We start from the raw sequence: 15933 nt of genomic DNA, 5'->3' as shown, positions 1-15933 counted from the left end.
GCGGGCCCCGCCGGAGCGCGGTCCGCGGCGGCCGGCGCCGGGCTCAGCGCGACGGCGGCGGCCGCGGCCGCGAGGACCGCACCCACGGCCGCTGCGCGGAGACGGGAGGGCATCGGCGGCATTCGGCAGCTCCTGGTGCTCGTACGCGTACGACGTGCGGGGCCGTGCCTCGTGCCGCTAGGCCTTGCGCTGGTTGCGGCGCGTCAGCCACAGCGCGCCCGCGGCGCCCGCCAGGAGGACCGTGCCGCCGAAGGTGCCCAGGGCAATGGCGGAGTCGGCGGGGCCCGTCTGGGGCAGCCGGTCGCCGCCGGAGGTACCCGAGCCCGGGGCCGCGCCCGTGGACCCGTCGGCCCCGGTCGAACCGGACGAGCCGGCCGAGCCGCCGGAAGTGCCTCCGGAGGTACCGCCCGAGCCCTGTACGTCCAGGTTCAGCGAGGGCTTGGGGTTGTTGTTGGGGGTGCAGGTCGTGGTCGTGCCCAGGGCCTTGATGGTGAGCGTGGAGGCGGTGAAGGTGACCTTGCCGCTCTTCTTCGGCGTGTACGTACCGCTCAGGTCGCTGATCTTGATGGGGGTGTTGGCCGGAATCGCCTTGTCGTTGGCGGGCCCGGACACCGCTACGGTGCCGCTCTCCGCGCCGCCGAGCTGGATCAGCGCGCTGGGCTTCATCGCGCCCGCGCCCAGCTCCACCGGGCTGGAGGAGACGCCCTTCTGGAAGGTCATGACGAGCTTGTAGCCGCCGCCGCTCTTGGTGCTCTTGATGTCGATGGGCGAGACCGCGCCCTTGTTGCCGATCGGCGTCTTGCACTGGTAGTCGACGTCGACGACATCGGCGTGCGCGGCCGGTGCGGCGAGCAGCACCGCCGACCCCGCTGTCAGCGCCGCGGCCGCGGCCAGGCCTGCCGCCCGCCCAGGGCGCGTGCCGTGCTGTTCGTAGAAGCGGGCCACCTCATGTTCCCCTTCTCGCGCGGGTGCAGCACCGCCGGATGTTACTGACGGCACATCAGATCGGTGGCTCAAGGTACGCCGGGGACCTTGTCGAGGGAAGTCAAAGAACAGGCCGGATCTGTACGGCCATGAGGCAGCAGGGGAAAGGGAGTTGAGCCAGGCGCGGGACGAAAACGCCCCGCGCCTGTCAGGAGGGAGCCGCCAGCTCCGCCCACACCGTCTTGCCGGTGCCGTCGGGGTTGCGGACGACCCCCCAGTCCAGGCACAGGCGCTGGACGATGAACATGCCGTGCCCGCCGGGGCGGCCCGCGCGGTGCGGGGTGCGCGGTGCCGGGGCACCCGCCCCCAGGTCGGTGACCTCCAGCCGCAGCACCTTGGCGCCGGAGCGCAGCCGCAGCTCCTCGGGGCCCTCGGCGTGCAGACAGGCGTTGGTGACCAGCTCGGAGACCACGAGCAGGACGTCCTCCGCCGCGGCGCGCTGGTCGGCGCCGGCGGCCGGCAGCCAGCCCCAGTCGTGCAGCGCCTCGCGGGCGAAGTCCCTGGCACGTGCCACCGGGCCCTGGGCGCCTGCCAGGCGCAGCCTGCGGACCTGACCGGCGGGGGCCGGGACCTGGGAGGCGGCGGGAGCGCCCGCGTCGCCCGGCTCAGGGCCGAGGTCGCCCGGCGGATACGGCCGGGTGGTGCTCATCAGCGCTTCACCTCACCGATTCGCCTGTTCACGGATACGGATACCTGTCAGTTTCAACAGATTCAGATGTCTCCTGCCCGACCGGACCGTGAGAACACCCACTTGTTGGGTACGGAAGATGTGACGCGGACAACGTGTCCGGAGGGAAACCCTCCGGATGCCGCGTTCACCGTCAGTCGGCCAGCGCCGCATCGAGGGAGTCGTGCACCGTGAAAACGGCCTCCGCGCCGGTGATCTCGAAGACCCGGGCCACCACCGGCTGCATCCCGGCCAGATGGACACCACCGCCTTCGGCCTCTGCTTTCAGGCGGGCGCCGAGGAGGACATTGAGTCCGGTGGAGTCCATGAACTCCAATTGCGAACAGTCGACGACCAGTCGCGCAAAGCCATCGTCGAGACAGCTCTCCAGTGATTCACGCAACAGATCCGCGGTGTGGTGATCGAGCTCACCCGCCGCGGCCACGACCGCGCTGGCACCGTGGTGCCGGATCGCCACCTGGAGCCGGCCCCGGCTGGCACTGCCGACCGTCCCGCGGTCCATGCGTGCGCACCCCTCTTGCTGTCTCGGCGTCGGATTGCTGACAACTGCGTCGCTGAACCCTACGCCTTTCATACGCCCCGCCGGAAGCCGAACAATGCCCATTTACCGCCAAATATGGACAACACGAACTTGCCATCTTCAGGCAAAGACAGGTAGGCGTAGTAGAGACACATTCGATACGGCCGGCTTTGGAGGCGCCGCACACCGCAGCTTCACGTAGAGGCTTCGGCAGCCATATGCCGAGAACGATGGAGGACACCATGTCACCCCGGCTCGACGAATTGCGCACCGAACACACCCGGGAGCCCGCGTCGTCGACATCCCTGCCCGAGACGCCCGAGCCCCACACCGAGCCCCACATCGACGGGCTGCCGGAGATCCCGCCGTACGACGAGGTGGGACCGCTGGACGCGCGGGCCCTGTCCAAGACCCTCTTCGAGCGCCTGGAATCGCTGGAAGAAGGCACCCACGAATTCGCGTACGTCCGCAACACCCTGGTCGAACTCAATCTCGCCCTGGTGAAGTTCGCGGCCTCCCGGTTCCGTTCCCGCAGCGAACCGATGGAGGACATCGTCCAGGTCGGCACGATCGGCCTCATCAAGGCGATCGACCGCTTCGAACTCAGCCGTGGCGTGGAGTTCCCGACGTTCGCCATGCCGACCATCGTCGGCGAGATCAAGCGCTTCTTCCGCGACACCAGCTGGTCGGTGCGCGTACCGAGGCGTCTGCAGGAACTGCGCCTGGACCTGGCCAAGGCCGGGGACGAGCTCGCACAGAAGCTGGACCGTTCGCCGACGGTGGGCGAGCTGGCCGAGCGGCTGGGCATCACCAATGAAGAAGTCATCGAGGGAATGGCCGCGAGCAACGCGTACACCGCGAGCTCGCTGGACGCACAGCCCGAGGAGGACGACTCCGAAGGCGCGCTGGCGGACCGTATCGGCTACGAGGACCACGGGCTCGAAGGCATCGAGTACGTCGAGTCGTTGAAGCCGCTGATCGCCGAACTCCCGCCGCGCGACCGGAAGATCCTCTCGCTGCGCTTCGTCGCCAATATGACGCAGTCGGAGATCGGCGAGGAGCTGGGCATCTCGCAGATGCACGTCTCCCGGCTGCTGTCGCGCACGCTCGTACGGCTCCGCAAGGGGCTGATGGTCGAGGAATGAGGCGCGGCCGCGCGCCGTGCCGTGATGTGTCCTCACCCACAGGGCCCGCCCCCTGACCGGAAACGGTCGGGGGCGGGCCCTGTTGTGTACGGGGGCCTGGCCGCCTAGCCGTGGACGTGAACTCCCTTGTGCCAGACGTCCGTCACCAGGGGGACACCCGGGCGGTAGGCGAGGTGGACGTGGCTGGGGGCGTCCAGGAGGGCCAGGTCGGCGCGGGCGCCGGGGGTGAGGCGGCCGACGTCCTGGCGGCGCAGGGCCGCGGCGCCGCCCGCCGTGGCGGACCACAGGGCCTCGTCGGGGGTCATCCCCATGTCCCGTACGGCCAGTGCGATGCAGAAGGGCATCGAGGAGGTGAAGGACGAGCCGGGGTTGCAGTCGGTGGACAGCGCGACGGTGGCGCCCGCGTCCAGGATGCGGCGGGCGTCGGGCCACTGCGCGCGGGTGGAGAACTCCGCGCCGGGCAGCAGGGTGGCCACCGTGGCGGAGTGGGCCAGCGCGTCCACGTCCGCGTCGGTCAGGTGGGTGCAGTGGTCGGCGGAGGCCGCGTCCAGTTCGACGGCCAGCTGGACGCCGGGGCCGTAGGAGAGCTGGTTGGCGTGCACGCGGGGCATCAGGCCCGCGGCCTTGCCCGCGGTGAGGATCGCGCGGGCCTGGTCGCCGTCGAAGGCGCCCTTCTCGCAGAAGACGTCGATCCAACGGGCGTGCGGGGCGCAGGCGTCCAGCATCGGGCCGGTGACGAGGCCGACGTACCCGGCCGGGTCGTCGGTGTAGTCCGGGGAGACGATGTGCGCGCCGAGGTAGGTGACCTCGTCGGTGTGGGCGGCGGCGATGCGCAGCGCGCGGGCCTCGTCCTGGACGGTCAGGCCGTAGCCGGACTTGGTCTCCAGGGTGGTGGTGCCCTGGCGCAGGGCCTCGGCGAGGTAGCGGGCGACGTTGGCGGAGAGCTCCTCGTCGGTGGCGGCGCGGGTGGCGGCGACGGTGGTGCGGATGCCGCCGGCGGAGTAAGGGCGGCCCGACATGCGGGCGTTGAACTCCTGGGTGCGGTCACCGGCGAAGACCAGGTGGGAGTGGGAGTCCACGAAGCCGGGGATCACCGCCCGGCCGCCCGCGTCGAGGCGATTGTCAGTGGCGGGTGCTTTGCTGGATTCACCGACCCAGGCGATGCGGTCGCCGTCGATGACGAGAGCCGCGTCCTGGATCAGGCCGAGGGGGGAGTTGTCACCGAGGGAGGGGTCGTTGGTGACCAGGCTGCTGATGTGGGTGATGAGGGTGCTCGCGCCCTCGTGGGAGGTGGCGCGGCGCTTGGTGGTGTCGTGGCGCACGGGGTTCTCGGTCATGGGGTCCTCAGGGCGGCGATGGAGGTGGCGAGGGCCGCTGCGGTATCGGGGATCAGGGTGTGCGCCCCGTCGCGTACGAGATGACGGCCGCCGACCACGGTGTGCCGCACATCCGCTGCCGAGGCGGCGAATACGGCGGTCTCCGCGGCCAGTCGGGGCAGCGGGCCCGCGGTTCTGACCGAGTCCAGGGCGACGGTGGTCAGATCGGCGAGCGAGCCGGTCTCGATGGTGCCCGCGTCCTGCCAGCCCAGGGCGGCGTGGCCGTCGGCGGTGGCGGCGCGCAGCAGGGCGTTGGCCGTCCAGTGGCCGCGGGTGCGGGTGCGCAGGCGCTCGTCCAGCTCCAGGGCGCGGGCCTCTTCGAACGGGTCGATGACGGCGTGGCTGTCGGAGCCGAGCGAGAGGGGGCTGCCGGCGGCCTGGAGGGCGGCGGCCGGGCCGATGCCGTCGGCGAGGTCGCGCTCGGTGGTGGGGCACATGCAGGTGCCGGTGCCGCTGTTGCCGATCAGGGCGATGTCCTGGCCGGTGAGGTGGGTGTTGTGGACACCGGTGGTGCGCGGGCCGAGCACCCCGTGGTCGGCGAGCAGCCGGGTGGGGGTGCAGCCGTGCGCCTCCTGGCAGGCGTCGTTCTCCGCGGTCTGCTCCGAGAGGTGCACATGCAGCGGGGCCCGCCGGTCCTGGGCCCACTGCGCCACCGTCGCCAACTGACCGGCGGGCACGGCCCGTACGGAGTGCACGGCCGCCCCGATCCGGGCGTGGTCACGGTCCTTGAGAACTGAACAGCGTTCGGCCCAGTCCTGGGCGGTGCCGTCGGAGAACCGCAGTTGATGGTGGTTGGGAGGTGCGCCGAAGCCGGCGGAGAGATAGGCGGTGTCCAGGAGGGTGATGCGGATGCCCGCCTCGGCGGCGGCCGCGATCAGGGCCTCGCCCATCGCGTTGGGGTCGTCGTAGCGGGTGCCGCCCGGCGCGTGGTGGAGGTAGTGGAACTCCCCCACGCACGTGATGCCGGCCAGCGCCATCTCGGCGTAGACGGCGCGGGCGAGGGCGAAGTAGGTGTCCGGGGTGAGGCGGGAGGCGACCTGGTACATCACCTCGCGCCAGGTCCAGAAGGTGCCCGAGCCCACCTGGACGGTGCCGCGCAGGGCGCGGTGGAAGGCGTGCGAGTGGGCGTTGGCCAGGCCGGGGAGGGTCAGGCCGCGCAGCGCGGTGGCGCCCGGCGGCGGGGCACCGGCCCCGGTGCGTACGGCGGAGATGCGGCCCTGGCGCACCTCCACGGTGACGCCCGGCTCGACATGGGTGCCGAGCCAGGCGTGCTCCAGCCAGTACACGGCCGAGGGGCCTGTCGTCGCGGTCGGCGGTTGCGGCGGCGTCATCTGCACGCCAGGCCCTCCAGTACGTCGGCGAGTGCGCGTACCCCCGCGACGCAGTCGTCCTCCGCCGCGGATTCGGCGGGTGAGTGCGAGACGCCGGTGGGGTTGCGTACGAACAGCATGGCGGTGGGGATGCTGCCGGACAAAATGCCCGCGTCGTGCCCGGCGCCGGTGCCCAGGACCGGGATGTCCCGGCCGGTGCGCCCGCCCAGGATCGTGCCCAGCTCGTCGCGCAGCGCGTGCTGGAACTCCACGACGGGGGTGAAGGACTCCCGGGTGACGGTGAGGTCCACGCCGTCGCGCTCGGCGCGCTCGCGGGCCGCGGCCTCGATCCGGGCGATGACGGTGTCCAGGGTCTCCTGGTCGGCGGCGCGGGAGTCGAGCCAGCCGCGGACCAGGGAGGGGATGGCGTTGACGCCGTTGGGTTCGACGGCGACCTTGCCGAAGGTGGCCAGCGCGCCGGCCAGCCGGGCCTGCGTACGGGCGGCGAGGACGGTCTCGGCGTAGGTGAGCATCGGGTCGCGGCGGTCGTCCAGGCGGGTGGTGCCCGCGTGGTTGGCCTCGCCGTGGAAGTCGAACCGCCAGCGGCCGTGCGGCCAGATCGCGGAGGCGATGCCGACCGGGTCGCCGGAGAGGTCCAGGGCGCGGCCCTGTTCGACGTGGAGTTCCACGAACGCGCCGATGCGGGCGAGGCGTTCGGGGTCGGGGCCGATCGCCTCGGGGTCGTAGCCGGCGCGCTCCATGGCCTGCGGCAGGGTGATGCCCTCGGCGTCACGCAGTTCGTGTGCCCGCTCGGCCGTCAGCTGCCCCGCGGTCAGGCGGGAGCCCACGCAGGCCAGGCCGAAGCGGGCGCCTTCTTCGTCGCCGAAGTTCACGATCGCCAGGGGTCTGGTGAACGGGGCGTCTCTGCCGCGGAGTTCGTCGAGCGCGGCGAAGGAGGAGACGACGCCGAGCGGGCCGTCGAAGGCGCCGCCGTCGGGGACGGAGTCCAGGTGCGAGCCGGTGACGACGGCGTCACCGGCGGCCGGGTCGCCCAGCCAGGCCCACTGGTTGCCGTTGCGGTCCAGCTCGTAGGTGAGGCCGCGGATCTCGGCCTGTGCCCTGAACCAGTCGCGGCAGTCGGCGTCGGCGGCGCTCCACGCGAAGCGGCGGTAGCCGCCGCTGTCCGTGTCGCGGCCGATGGGCCGCAGGTCCCTCCACATCTCGTGAAAGCCCGGCGCGGCGCGCGGCCGCTCCACCGGGGGAGCCCCGCCCATCGCTGTGGGCAACTGTTCCGCCGGCGCGGAACGCCTGCCCACAGCCGGGTGGTGGTCGGGTGACGTCACGAATCCTCCCGCATGGGGATGCGGACGCCGCGGGCCGTGGCGACCTCGTCGGCGCGCTCGTAGCCCGCGTCGACGTGGCGGATGACGCCCATGCCCGGGTCGTTGGTCAGGACGCGCCGGATCTTCTCGCCCGCGAGCGCCGTACCGTCGGCGACCGTCACCTGGCCCGCGTGGAGGGAGCGGCCCATGCCCACGCCGCCGCCGTGGTGCAGGGAGACCCAGGACGCGCCGGAGGCGACATTGACCATGGCGTTCAGCAGCGGCCAGTCCGCGATGGCGTCCGAGCCGTCCTTCATGGCCTCGGTCTCGCGGTAGGGCGAGGCGACCGAGCCGCAGTCCAGGTGGTCGCGCCCGATGGCCAGCGGCGCGGCCAGCTCACCGGAGGCGACCATGTCGTTGAAGCGCTCGCCCGCCTTGTCGCGCTCGCCGTAGCCGAGCCAGCAGATACGGGCCGGCAGGCCCTGGAAGTGGACCCGCTCCCCCGCCAGCTTGATCCAGCGGGCCAGCGACTCGTTCTGCGGGAAGAGGTCCAGGATGGCGCGGTCGGTGGCCGCGATGTCGGCCGGGTCGCCGGAGAGCGCCGCCCAGCGGAAGGGCCCCTTGCCCTCGGCGAACAGCGGCCGGATGTAGGCGGGCACGAAGCCGGGGAAGGCGAACGCCCGCTCGTACCCGGCCAGTTGGGCCTCGCCGCGGATGGAGTTGCCGTAGTCGAAGACCTCGGCGCCGGCGTCCATGAAGCCGACCATGGCCTCGACGTGCCGGGCCATCGACTCGCGGGCCCGCTGGGTGAAGTCGGCGGGCTTCTCGGCGGCGTAGGAGGCCATGTCCGCGAAGTCGACGCCCAGCGGCAGGTACGACAGCGGGTCGTGGGCGCTGGTCTGGTCGGTGACGATGTCGATCGGCGCGCTCTCGGCCAGCATCCGCGGCAGCAGCTCGGCGGCGTTGCCCAGCAGGCCGATGGAGAGCGGCCGGCGGGCGTCGCGGGCCTCGACGGCGAGCTGGAGGGCGTGCTCCAGGGAGTCGGCCTTCACGTCCAGGTAGCGGTGCTCGATGCGGCGCTCGATGGCGCGCGGGTCGCAGTCGATGCAGATCGCCACGCCGTCGTTCATCGTCACGGCCAGCGGCTGCGCGCCGCCCATGCCGCCCAGGCCCGCGGTCAGGGTGATGGTCCCGGCGAGGCTGCCGCCGAACTTCTTCGCGGCGACGGCGGCGAAGGTCTCGTAGGTGCCCTGGAGGATGCCCTGGGTGCCGATGTAGATCCACGAACCGGCCGTCATCTGCCCGTACATGGTCAGGCCGAGGGCCTCCAGGCGGCGGAACTCCTCCCAGTTCGCCCAGTCCCCCACGAGGTTGGAGTTGGCGATCAGGACCCGCGGCGCCCACTCGTGCGTCTGCATCACACCGACCGGGCGGCCGGACTGGACGAGCATCGTCTCGTCCTGCTTGAGGGTCGTGAGGGTGCGCACCATGGCGTCGAAGGAGCGCCAGTCGCGGGCGGCCTTGCCGGTGCCGCCGTAGACGACGAGCTGGTCCGGGTGCTCGGCGACCTCCGGGTCGAGGTTGTTCTGCAGCATCCGCAGAGCGGCTTCCTGCTGCCATCCCCGGGCGCTGAGCTGCGTACCACGCGGTGCCCGCACGGGTCGCGGTCCTGACATGGGCCCTGTCTCCCTACCATCGACTGGATTGAGATATTCACATCCTGGCCTTGGTGAATACGGCTAGTCAATGGGGGCGCGGGACCTTCCGGAGGCCCATCGCGGAGCTTTCGCGGGGCCGCGGGAAGCCACTTCCCGACGTCGACTTGCCCACTCGGAAAGCCGGCGCTAACTTTCCCACTGGGAAAGCCATGCGGACGCCATGGAAAAGCCCAACGTCACGGGGAGGCGACGAGCTTGAGCACACCGGTGGACGCCGAGCGGGCCTGGGCGGATCTGCAGCGGATCCGGGTCCCGCAGGAGCGCGTGTACGACGAGGTGGAGCGCCGCTCCACCGGCGGACACCGCTCCGTCCTGCCCACGGCCGCCATCATGTGGCTCTTCATCGCCAGTTGGGGCCTGGAGCTGCCCGGCTGGGGCTTCTGGCCGGTGCTCGCCGCCTATGTCGCGCTGCTGGCGTGGGTCGGCGTACGGGAGCGCCGCAAGGCCCGGATGCAGCTGCACCGATCGCACTACACCTGGCGCTCGACCGGCACGTTCTTCGCGGCGCTGGCCGTGGTCGCCGTCGTCGTCCCGCTGTCCGGATGGCTGGTGAGGTGGGCCGAACTGCCCTGCGGGAGCCTGGTGCAGGCCACCTTGACGGCCGGCGCCTTCCTGGCCGTCGTACCGCCCGCGACCCGCTGGTCGAACGCCGCGCTGCGCCCCAAAGAAGCGGCCTCGCCGGGCCCCGGAGAAGCGCCGCACCCCCAGGAAGCGTCCCGATGACCACACCCGCCGGATTCGACGAGCTGATCCACCCCTCCACCCGGCTGTCGGTGGTCGCGCTGCTGGCCGCCACCGAATGGGCCGACTTCGCCTTCGTCCGCGACAGCCTCTCGCTCAGCGACTCCGCGCTCTCCAAGCAGCTCCATACGCTGGAGGAGGCGGACTATCTGGAGATCCGCAAGGAGGGCGGCGGGCGCAAGCGCCGCACCCGGGTGCGGCTCACCGCGCGCGGGCGCACCGCCTTCGAGGGCCATGTGGCGGCGCTGCGGGCCATCGTCGAAGGCGCCGCGGGGGCACCGCAGGGACAGGGGACGCAGGGCCGGGAAACACCGGGCCGGGAAACACCGGGGACACCCGGCGTACGGACAACGACTGCGGCGGCCGAAGCGGCCGCACCAGCACACGGGGGGACCCACCGATGACGACCGACCAGCCCGTCGTCCAAGTCCGCGACCTGCGGATGGCGTACGGCGACAACGAGGTGCTCAAGGGCATCGACCTGGAGATCCACCGCGGCGAGGTGTTCGCGCTGCTCGGCCCCAACGGGGCGGGCAAGACCACCACCGTCGAGATCATGGAGGGCTTCCGCAGCCGCTCCGCCGGGGACGTCAGCGTCCTGGGCCAGGACCCGGAGCGCGGCGGCGACGCCTGGCGCGGGCGGCTCGGGCTCGTCCTGCAGTCCTGGCGCGACCACGGCCGCTGGCGGGTGGCGGAGCTGCTGGGGCACTTCGCCGAGTACTACCCCGACCCCCGCGACCCGGCCGGGCTGCTGGCGCTGGTCGGGCTGACCGAGCAGGCCGGGCGCAAGGTCGAGCAGCTCTCCGGCGGCCAGCGGCGGCGCCTGGACGTCGCCCTCGGCATCGTCGGCCGCCCCGAACTCCTCTTCCTGGACGAGCCGACCACCGGCTTCGACCCCGAGGCCCGGCGCGACTTCCACGTCCTGGTGGAGACGCTCGCCCGCGAGGAGGGCGTCACCGTCCTGCTGACCACCCACGACCTCACCGAGGCCGAGCGGCTGGCGGACCGTATCGCCATGCTCGTCAGCGGCCGCATCCGCATCTGCGGCACCCCCGCCGAACTGGCCCGGCAGGCCGCCGCGCAGGCCGAGGTGCGCTGGAGCGAGCCGGACGGTACGGACCGCAGGGAGCGCACCGCCGACCCCTCCCGCCTGGTGTGGGAGCTGCACGAGCGCATACGCGGGCCGATACCCGGCCTGGAGGTGCGCCGCCCGACGCTGGAGGACACCTACCTCCACATGGTCAACACCCAGGAGCGGGCCGACGGACCGGCCGTCCCCGCAGGCGCCACCGACAACCGTGAGGAAGTGCCCGCGTGAAGCAGCTGTACTGGCGGGCGGGGCTGCGGCGCGGCGTCATCGAGCTGCGCCAACTGGTGCGCACCCGCAAGGAGTTGTTCGGGTATCTGACCAATGTGGTGGTCGCCCTGGTCATCGCCTCCTTCCTGGACGACGACATCCCCGGCACCAGCACCCCGGTGAGCCAGCTGATGTTCGCCGGATTCTCCGCGTACATGATCTTCCAGATCGGCGTGATCACCGTCCCGCAGATGCTGGTGACCGAGCGGGAGGAGGGCGCGCTGCTGCGGCTGCGGGCCACGCCCGGCGGCATCCCCGCCTATCTGGTCGCCAAGTCGCTGCTGGTGACGGGGATTTCCCTCGGCATGCTCGTACTGATGCTGGGGGCCGGTGCGCTGGTGGCGGACGGCCCGCTGCCCTCCTCGCCCGCCGACTGGCTGACGCTGGTGTGGGTCACGCTGCTGGGGCTGCTGGCGGTGGTGCCGCTGGGCGCCGCCATCGGCGCCGTACTGCCCAACCCTCGCGAGGCGCTGGCGCTGATCATGCTGCCGGCGATGGCGCTGCTGATCACGTCCGGGGCGATGTTCCCCATCACGGCGCTGCCGTCGGTCGTACGCACCATCGCCTCCGTCTTTCCGCTGAAGTGGATGGCGCAGGGGCTGCGGTCGGCCCTGCTGCCGGACTCCGCGGTGGCGGCGGAGCCGGCCGGTTCGTGGGAGCTGCCGATGGTCGCTCTGGTGCTGGCGGCCTGGGCCGTGCTCGGGTTCGTGCTGGCGGTGCCGCTGCTGCGGCGGTCGGCACGGCGGGAGTCGGGGTCGCGGCTGAGTGAGCGTCAGCGCAAGGCGGCGGCGCTGCGCTAGGAGGGCGCGGGGGGGGTGAGGGTGGTCGTGGCGCTGCGGGTCGGTGGAGGCCGGTCGCGCGGTTCCCCGCGCCCCCTCTTGCGCGGTTCCCCGCGCCCCTGAAGATTGCGCAGTTCCCCGCGCCCCTGAATCAGCCCCTGGATTAGAGGACGAAGCCCTCGGGGAACGGGTCGGTGGGGTGGAGGGTGTAGTCGGCGGTGGCGGTGATCCAGGCGCGGCCGGTGATGGTGGGGATGACCGCGGGGTGCGGGCCGACGTGGGTGGTGGACAGGAGGCGGCCGGTGAAGCGGGTGCCGATGAAGGACTCGTTGATGAAGTCCTGGTTCAGGGGGAGTTCGCCGCGGGCGTGCAGCTGGGCCATGCGGGCGCTGGTGCCGGTGCCGCACGGGGAGCGGTCGAACCACCCGGGGTGGATGGCCATGGCGTTGCGGGAGTGCGAGCGGGTGCCGTCCGGGCCCATGGCGCCCGGGGCGGTGAACTGGACGTGGCGGCAGCCGGAGATGGCCGCGTCGGTGGGGTGGGCGGGGCGGGCCTGCTCGTTGACGGCGTCCATGACGGCCAGGCCCGCCGCGAGGATGTCGTCCTTGTGGGCGGTGTCGAAGGGGATGCCCAGGTCGGCGAGCGGGGTGATGGCGTAGAAGTTGCCGCCGTAGGCCAGGTCGTAGCGGACCGTGCCCAGGGCCGGGACCTCGACGGTGGCGTCCAGCGTGTGGGCGTAGGAGGGGACGTTGCGGAGGGTGACGTGCTCGGCGCGGCCGTCCCGTACCGCCACCTTCGCCTCGACCAGGCCCGCCGGGGTGTCCAGGCGCACGGTGGTGACCGGCTCGGTGACCGTGACCCGGCCGGTCTCCACCAGTACGGTCGCCACGCCGATCGTGCCGTGCCCGCACATCGGCAGACAGCCGGAGACCTCGATGTAGACCACGCCCCAGTCCGCGTCCGGGCGGGCCGGGGGCTGGAGGATCGCGCCGCTCATCGCCCGGTGCCCGCGCGGCTCGTTCACCAGCAGGTGCCGGATGTGGTCCAGGTGCTCCATGAAGTACAGCCGGCGCTCGGCCATGGTGGCGCCGGGGAGGGTGCCGACGCCGTCGGTGACGACCCGGGTCGGCATGCCCTCGGTGTGCGAGTCGACGGCGCTGAAGCGGCGGACGGCAGCGGCCATCAGCCGGCGGCCTTGGCGAGGGTCGCCAGGGCGTCCGTCGCCCGCCGCATCTCGGCGTCCAGTTGGGCCAGGTGTACGGGGGTGAGCGGGCCGCGCGGCGGGCGGCAGGGGCCTCCGTAGCGGCCGACCAGGTCCATGCCGCGCTTGATGGCCTGGACGAACTCGGTGCGCGAGTCCCAGCGGAAGGTGGCGACCAGCGGCTCGTACAGCTCGCGGGCCTCGGCGAGGCGGCCGGCGCGGGCGAGGTCGTAGAGGCGCACCGACTCCGCCGGGAAGACGTTGGGGAAGCCGGCGAACCAGCCCGTCGCGCCCATCAGGAGCGCTTCCAGGACGAGGTCGTCGGCGCCGGCGATCACGTCCAGGGACGGGGCCTGCTCCTTGATGTGCAGCACCCGGCGGATGTCGCCGGAGAACTCCTTGACGGCGCGGACGTTGTCGATGCGCGCTATCTCGGCGACCATCTCGGGCGTCAGGTCGACCTTGGTGTCCAGGGGGTTGTTGTAGACCATGACCGGCAGACCGACCGCGGCGACCTGCTCGAAGTGGTGCACGACCTCGGCGGTGCTCGCCCGGTAGAGCGTGGGCGGCAGGCACAGCACCCCGTCGGCGCCGTCCTCGGCCGCCAGCTCGGCCCAGTGGCGGGCCTGGTGCGCCCCCACGCCGTGCACCCCGACGACGACGCTCGCATCCCGCCCCACGGCCTCTACGGCGGTACGGGCCACGGCGCGCCGCTCGGCGTCGGTCAGCGAGGAGTACTCGCCGAGGGACCCGTTGGGGCCCACGCCGTGACAGCCGCTGTCGACCAGCCAGCGACAGTGCTCGGCGTAGCGCTCCAGATCGGGCCGGAGCCCGGCGGGCGCCGCCGGGTCCTCGGCGTACGGCAGCGCGGTGGCGACGATGACACCGGTCAGCGGGTTGGCGGGCTTGCTGCGTCCGTTGGTCATGCGGGGTCCTCCGAGTCGGGAACGGGCGGGACAGACGGGACGGCCGGATCGGGTGAGGCACGAGAGCCGGCCGCCACCGAGGGATCAGGAGGCATCGACCGGGACTCGGGGCCGACCTCGGCCGAGGCGGGGACTTCGAGCGCGGGCGCCGCGGGGGCGGGGGTCGCGGGGGCGGGGGTCGCGGGGGCGGGGGTCGCGGGCGCAGGCCCGCCCGCAGAAGCAGGCCCGCCCGCAGCGTCCTCGGGCGCAGGCATCGCAGGCGCAGGCCCGCCCGCGGGCGCAGGCCCAGGCTCAGCCCCAGTCGCAGGATCCCCGGGCGTGAGCCCGGTCGTGGGCGACGGTGCCGGCAAGCGGGCGAGGTCTGCGAGGCGGACGGGCTGGGCTATGGGGCGCCGGTCGGCTGTCTGCGGGTCCGGGAGGGTGCGCGGGGCGAGGAGTTCGGCGGCGTTGCGGGCGCAGATCCGGCCCTGGCAGGGGCCCAGGCCCACGCGGGTGGTGAGTTTGAGGGCGCGCATCCCGTCGGCGCCGTGCCGCTCGGCGCCGTCCCGCAGCGCCTGGTACGGCACCTCCTCGCAGCGGCAGACGAGGGTGTCGCCGGTGAGCCAGGAGTGCCAGCCGGGGCGTACGGGGTGCGCGGCGGCCAGCAGCCGGGCGAAGCGGCGGCCCGCGATCACCCGGCGGCGGGCGTCCGCGGCCCGCGGCATATCGCGCCGGTGGCCGAGCAGCGCCGCCGCCGCGATGCCCGCCAACTCCCCCTCCGCCGCGGCCAGTTCCGCGCCGCCGATGCCGGTCGGCTCGCCGGCCGCGTACACGCCGGGGGCGCTGGTGGCCTGCCAGACGTCGACGGCCACCCACGCGTTCTCGCGCAGCGCGCAGCCCGCCGCCAGCGCCAGTTCCAGCTGGGGCGTGAAGCCGTAGCCGACGCACAGCGCGTCCACGCCCTCGATGCGGCGCTCACTGCCGGGCAGGACGCGCCAGTCGGGGGTGAGCCGGGCGAGGGTCACCGCCTCCACCCGGTCGCCGCCGTGTGCGGCGACGACCGCGCGGCGGGTGCGGTACGGGACGCGGTGCCGCGCCAACTCGCAGGCGTAGACAGCGAGTTCGGGGAGTTTGCCGCGGCCGTCGCGCAGGGCGGTACGGGGTGCGCGCAGCCATCCGGCGGGCGAGGAGGCCTCGTACACCCCCAGCACCCGGGCGCCCACCGCGAGCAGTGAGGAGGCGACCGGCAGCAGGAACGGTCCAGTGCCGCTGAGCACCACCCGGCGGCCGATGGCGGTGCGCTGCCCCTTGGCGAGCGCCTGGGCGGCACCGGCCGTCACGACGCCGGGCAGGTCCCAGCCGGGGAAGGGCAGTGCTCTGTCGTACGCGCCCGTGCACAGGACCAGCGCGTCGGCGCGCAGCGTGCGGGGCGGGCGCCCGGCGGCGTCGGCGGGCCCTTGGTGCGCGTGGACGGTCCAGGTGTCCGGGTGCGGGCCCCAGCCGCGCTCCAGCGCCCAGACGGCGGTGTGCGCCAGCAGTTCGATCCCGGGGTGGCCGGTCACCGCGCGGGCCGACGCGCCGGCCGGTCCGTCGGCCGGGCGCCGCTCGTACTGCCCGCCGGGCCGCGGCCCGTCGTCCACCAGGACCACCCGCGCCCCGGCGTCGGCGGCCGCCAGCGCGGCCCGCATCCCGGCGGGCCCGGCCCCGACCACCACCACCTGCCGCCCGGCCTCCCGCATGGCAGGACGCACCCGCCCCTGGCCACCACTCACCGCCGCTCCTCCCGGCCCGCGCCCGCAGCGCCGCCACCCTGCGCGTCCGCCTCCCCGGCGACGGGCCCGCCGCGCGCCATGTCCGGCGCCACCGACGGCAGTTCGGCGCCCTGCT

General features: G+C 73.2%; 15 protein-coding genes. 5 read left to right on the top strand and 10 right to left on the bottom strand.

Translation table 11 applies throughout. The annotated features are described in order from the left end of the window. Positions 1-177 precede the first annotated feature (177 nt). From AC4IJH_RS24065 to AC4IJH_RS24055, 3 genes are all read right to left on the bottom strand, one after another. A complete protein-coding gene (locus tag AC4IJH_RS24065; protein WP_490853901.1) occupies positions 178-945 on the bottom strand; it encodes an LPXTG cell wall anchor domain-containing protein in 768 nt (255 codons plus the stop codon). A 187-nt stretch (positions 946-1132) separates the two neighbouring features. Beyond that, a complete protein-coding gene (locus AC4IJH_RS24060; protein WP_490853900.1) occupies positions 1133-1633 on the bottom strand; it encodes an ATP-binding protein in 501 nt (166 codons plus the stop codon). A 172-nt stretch (positions 1634-1805) separates the two neighbouring features. Beyond that, positions 1806-2174 carry an STAS domain-containing protein gene (locus tag AC4IJH_RS24055; RefSeq protein WP_490853899.1) on the bottom strand — a complete coding sequence of 123 codons (369 nt, stop codon included), beginning with the start codon at positions 2172-2174 and terminating at the stop codon, positions 1806-1808. Between the two features lie 260 nt (positions 2175-2434). Between AC4IJH_RS24055 and AC4IJH_RS24050 the strand changes: the two genes are divergently transcribed. Then, positions 2435-3337, top strand: coding sequence for an RNA polymerase sigma factor SigF (locus AC4IJH_RS24050; protein WP_490853898.1), 903 nt, complete (start codon positions 2435-2437; stop codon positions 3335-3337). Between the two features lie 104 nt (positions 3338-3441). Here AC4IJH_RS24050 and hutI read toward each other — a convergent pair whose 3' ends face one another. The 4 genes from hutI to hutU all read right to left on the bottom strand — a co-directional run bounded on the left by hutI (position 3442) and on the right by hutU (position 9021). After that, positions 3442-4674, bottom strand: coding sequence for an imidazolonepropionase (gene hutI / locus AC4IJH_RS24045; RefSeq protein WP_490853897.1), 1233 nt, complete (start codon positions 4672-4674; stop codon positions 3442-3444). Beyond that, entirely contained in the window at positions 4671-6044 is a 1374-nt protein-coding gene (locus AC4IJH_RS24040) for a formimidoylglutamate deiminase (RefSeq protein ID WP_490853896.1), read from the bottom strand. Before AC4IJH_RS24040 ends, hutI begins: the two co-directional genes overlap by 4 nt. Continuing rightward, positions 6041-7297 (bottom strand): allantoate amidohydrolase, encoded by a 1257-nt coding sequence (locus AC4IJH_RS24035; protein WP_490853904.1) that lies wholly within the window; start codon positions 7295-7297, stop codon positions 6041-6043. The genes AC4IJH_RS24040 and AC4IJH_RS24035 overlap by 4 nt, the downstream gene beginning before the upstream one ends. 65 nt (positions 7298-7362) lie before the next feature. Beyond that, a complete protein-coding gene (gene hutU, locus AC4IJH_RS24030) occupies positions 7363-9021 on the bottom strand; it encodes a urocanate hydratase (RefSeq protein WP_490853895.1) in 1659 nt (552 codons plus the stop codon). Between the two features lie 237 nt (positions 9022-9258). Here hutU and AC4IJH_RS24025 point away from each other — a divergent pair, with 237 nt between their 5' ends. The 4 genes from AC4IJH_RS24025 to AC4IJH_RS24010 are packed head-to-tail and all read left to right on the top strand — an operon-like array spanning position 9259 to position 11961. Next, positions 9259-9786: a hypothetical protein gene (locus tag AC4IJH_RS24025; RefSeq protein ID WP_490853894.1), complete on the top strand. Its 528-nt coding sequence runs from the start codon at positions 9259-9261 to the stop codon at positions 9784-9786. Beyond that, positions 9783-10208, top strand: a complete 426-nt coding sequence (locus AC4IJH_RS24020) for a transcriptional regulator (RefSeq protein ID WP_490853893.1) — start codon at positions 9783-9785, stop codon at positions 10206-10208. Before AC4IJH_RS24025 ends, AC4IJH_RS24020 begins: the two co-directional genes overlap by 4 nt. Continuing rightward, positions 10205-11122, top strand: coding sequence for an ABC transporter ATP-binding protein (locus AC4IJH_RS24015; RefSeq protein ID WP_490853892.1), 918 nt, complete (start codon positions 10205-10207; stop codon positions 11120-11122). Before AC4IJH_RS24020 ends, AC4IJH_RS24015 begins: the two co-directional genes overlap by 4 nt. Then, positions 11119-11961 (top strand): ABC transporter permease, encoded by an 843-nt coding sequence (locus AC4IJH_RS24010; RefSeq protein ID WP_490853891.1) that lies wholly within the window; start codon positions 11119-11121, stop codon positions 11959-11961. The genes AC4IJH_RS24015 and AC4IJH_RS24010 overlap by 4 nt, the downstream gene beginning before the upstream one ends. A 142-nt stretch (positions 11962-12103) precedes the next feature. On the opposite strand, the gene AC4IJH_RS24005 is transcribed toward AC4IJH_RS24010, so the two are convergent. Genes AC4IJH_RS24005 through AC4IJH_RS23995 form a run of 3 tightly spaced genes read right to left on the bottom strand, consistent with a single transcriptional unit; the run spans position 12104 to position 15818 of the window. Next, positions 12104-13123 (bottom strand): proline racemase family protein, encoded by a 1020-nt coding sequence (locus AC4IJH_RS24005; protein ID WP_490853890.1) that lies wholly within the window; start codon positions 13121-13123, stop codon positions 12104-12106. After that, entirely contained in the window at positions 13123-14067 is a 945-nt protein-coding gene (locus AC4IJH_RS24000; protein ID WP_490853889.1) for a dihydrodipicolinate synthase family protein, read from the bottom strand. Before AC4IJH_RS24000 ends, AC4IJH_RS24005 begins: the two co-directional genes overlap by 1 nt. Beyond that, on the bottom strand, positions 14064-15818 hold the full coding sequence (locus AC4IJH_RS23995) for an FAD/NAD(P)-dependent oxidoreductase (RefSeq protein WP_490853888.1): 1755 nt from the start codon (positions 15816-15818) through the stop codon (positions 14064-14066). The genes AC4IJH_RS24000 and AC4IJH_RS23995 overlap by 4 nt, the downstream gene beginning before the upstream one ends. Positions 15819-15933: the final 115 nt, after the last annotated feature.

It is taken from the genome of Streptomyces sp. UF-297, assembly GCF_058245575.1.
The sequence above is the reverse complement of the archived record's forward strand: the minus strand, read 5'-3'. Positions and strand labels throughout refer to the sequence as shown.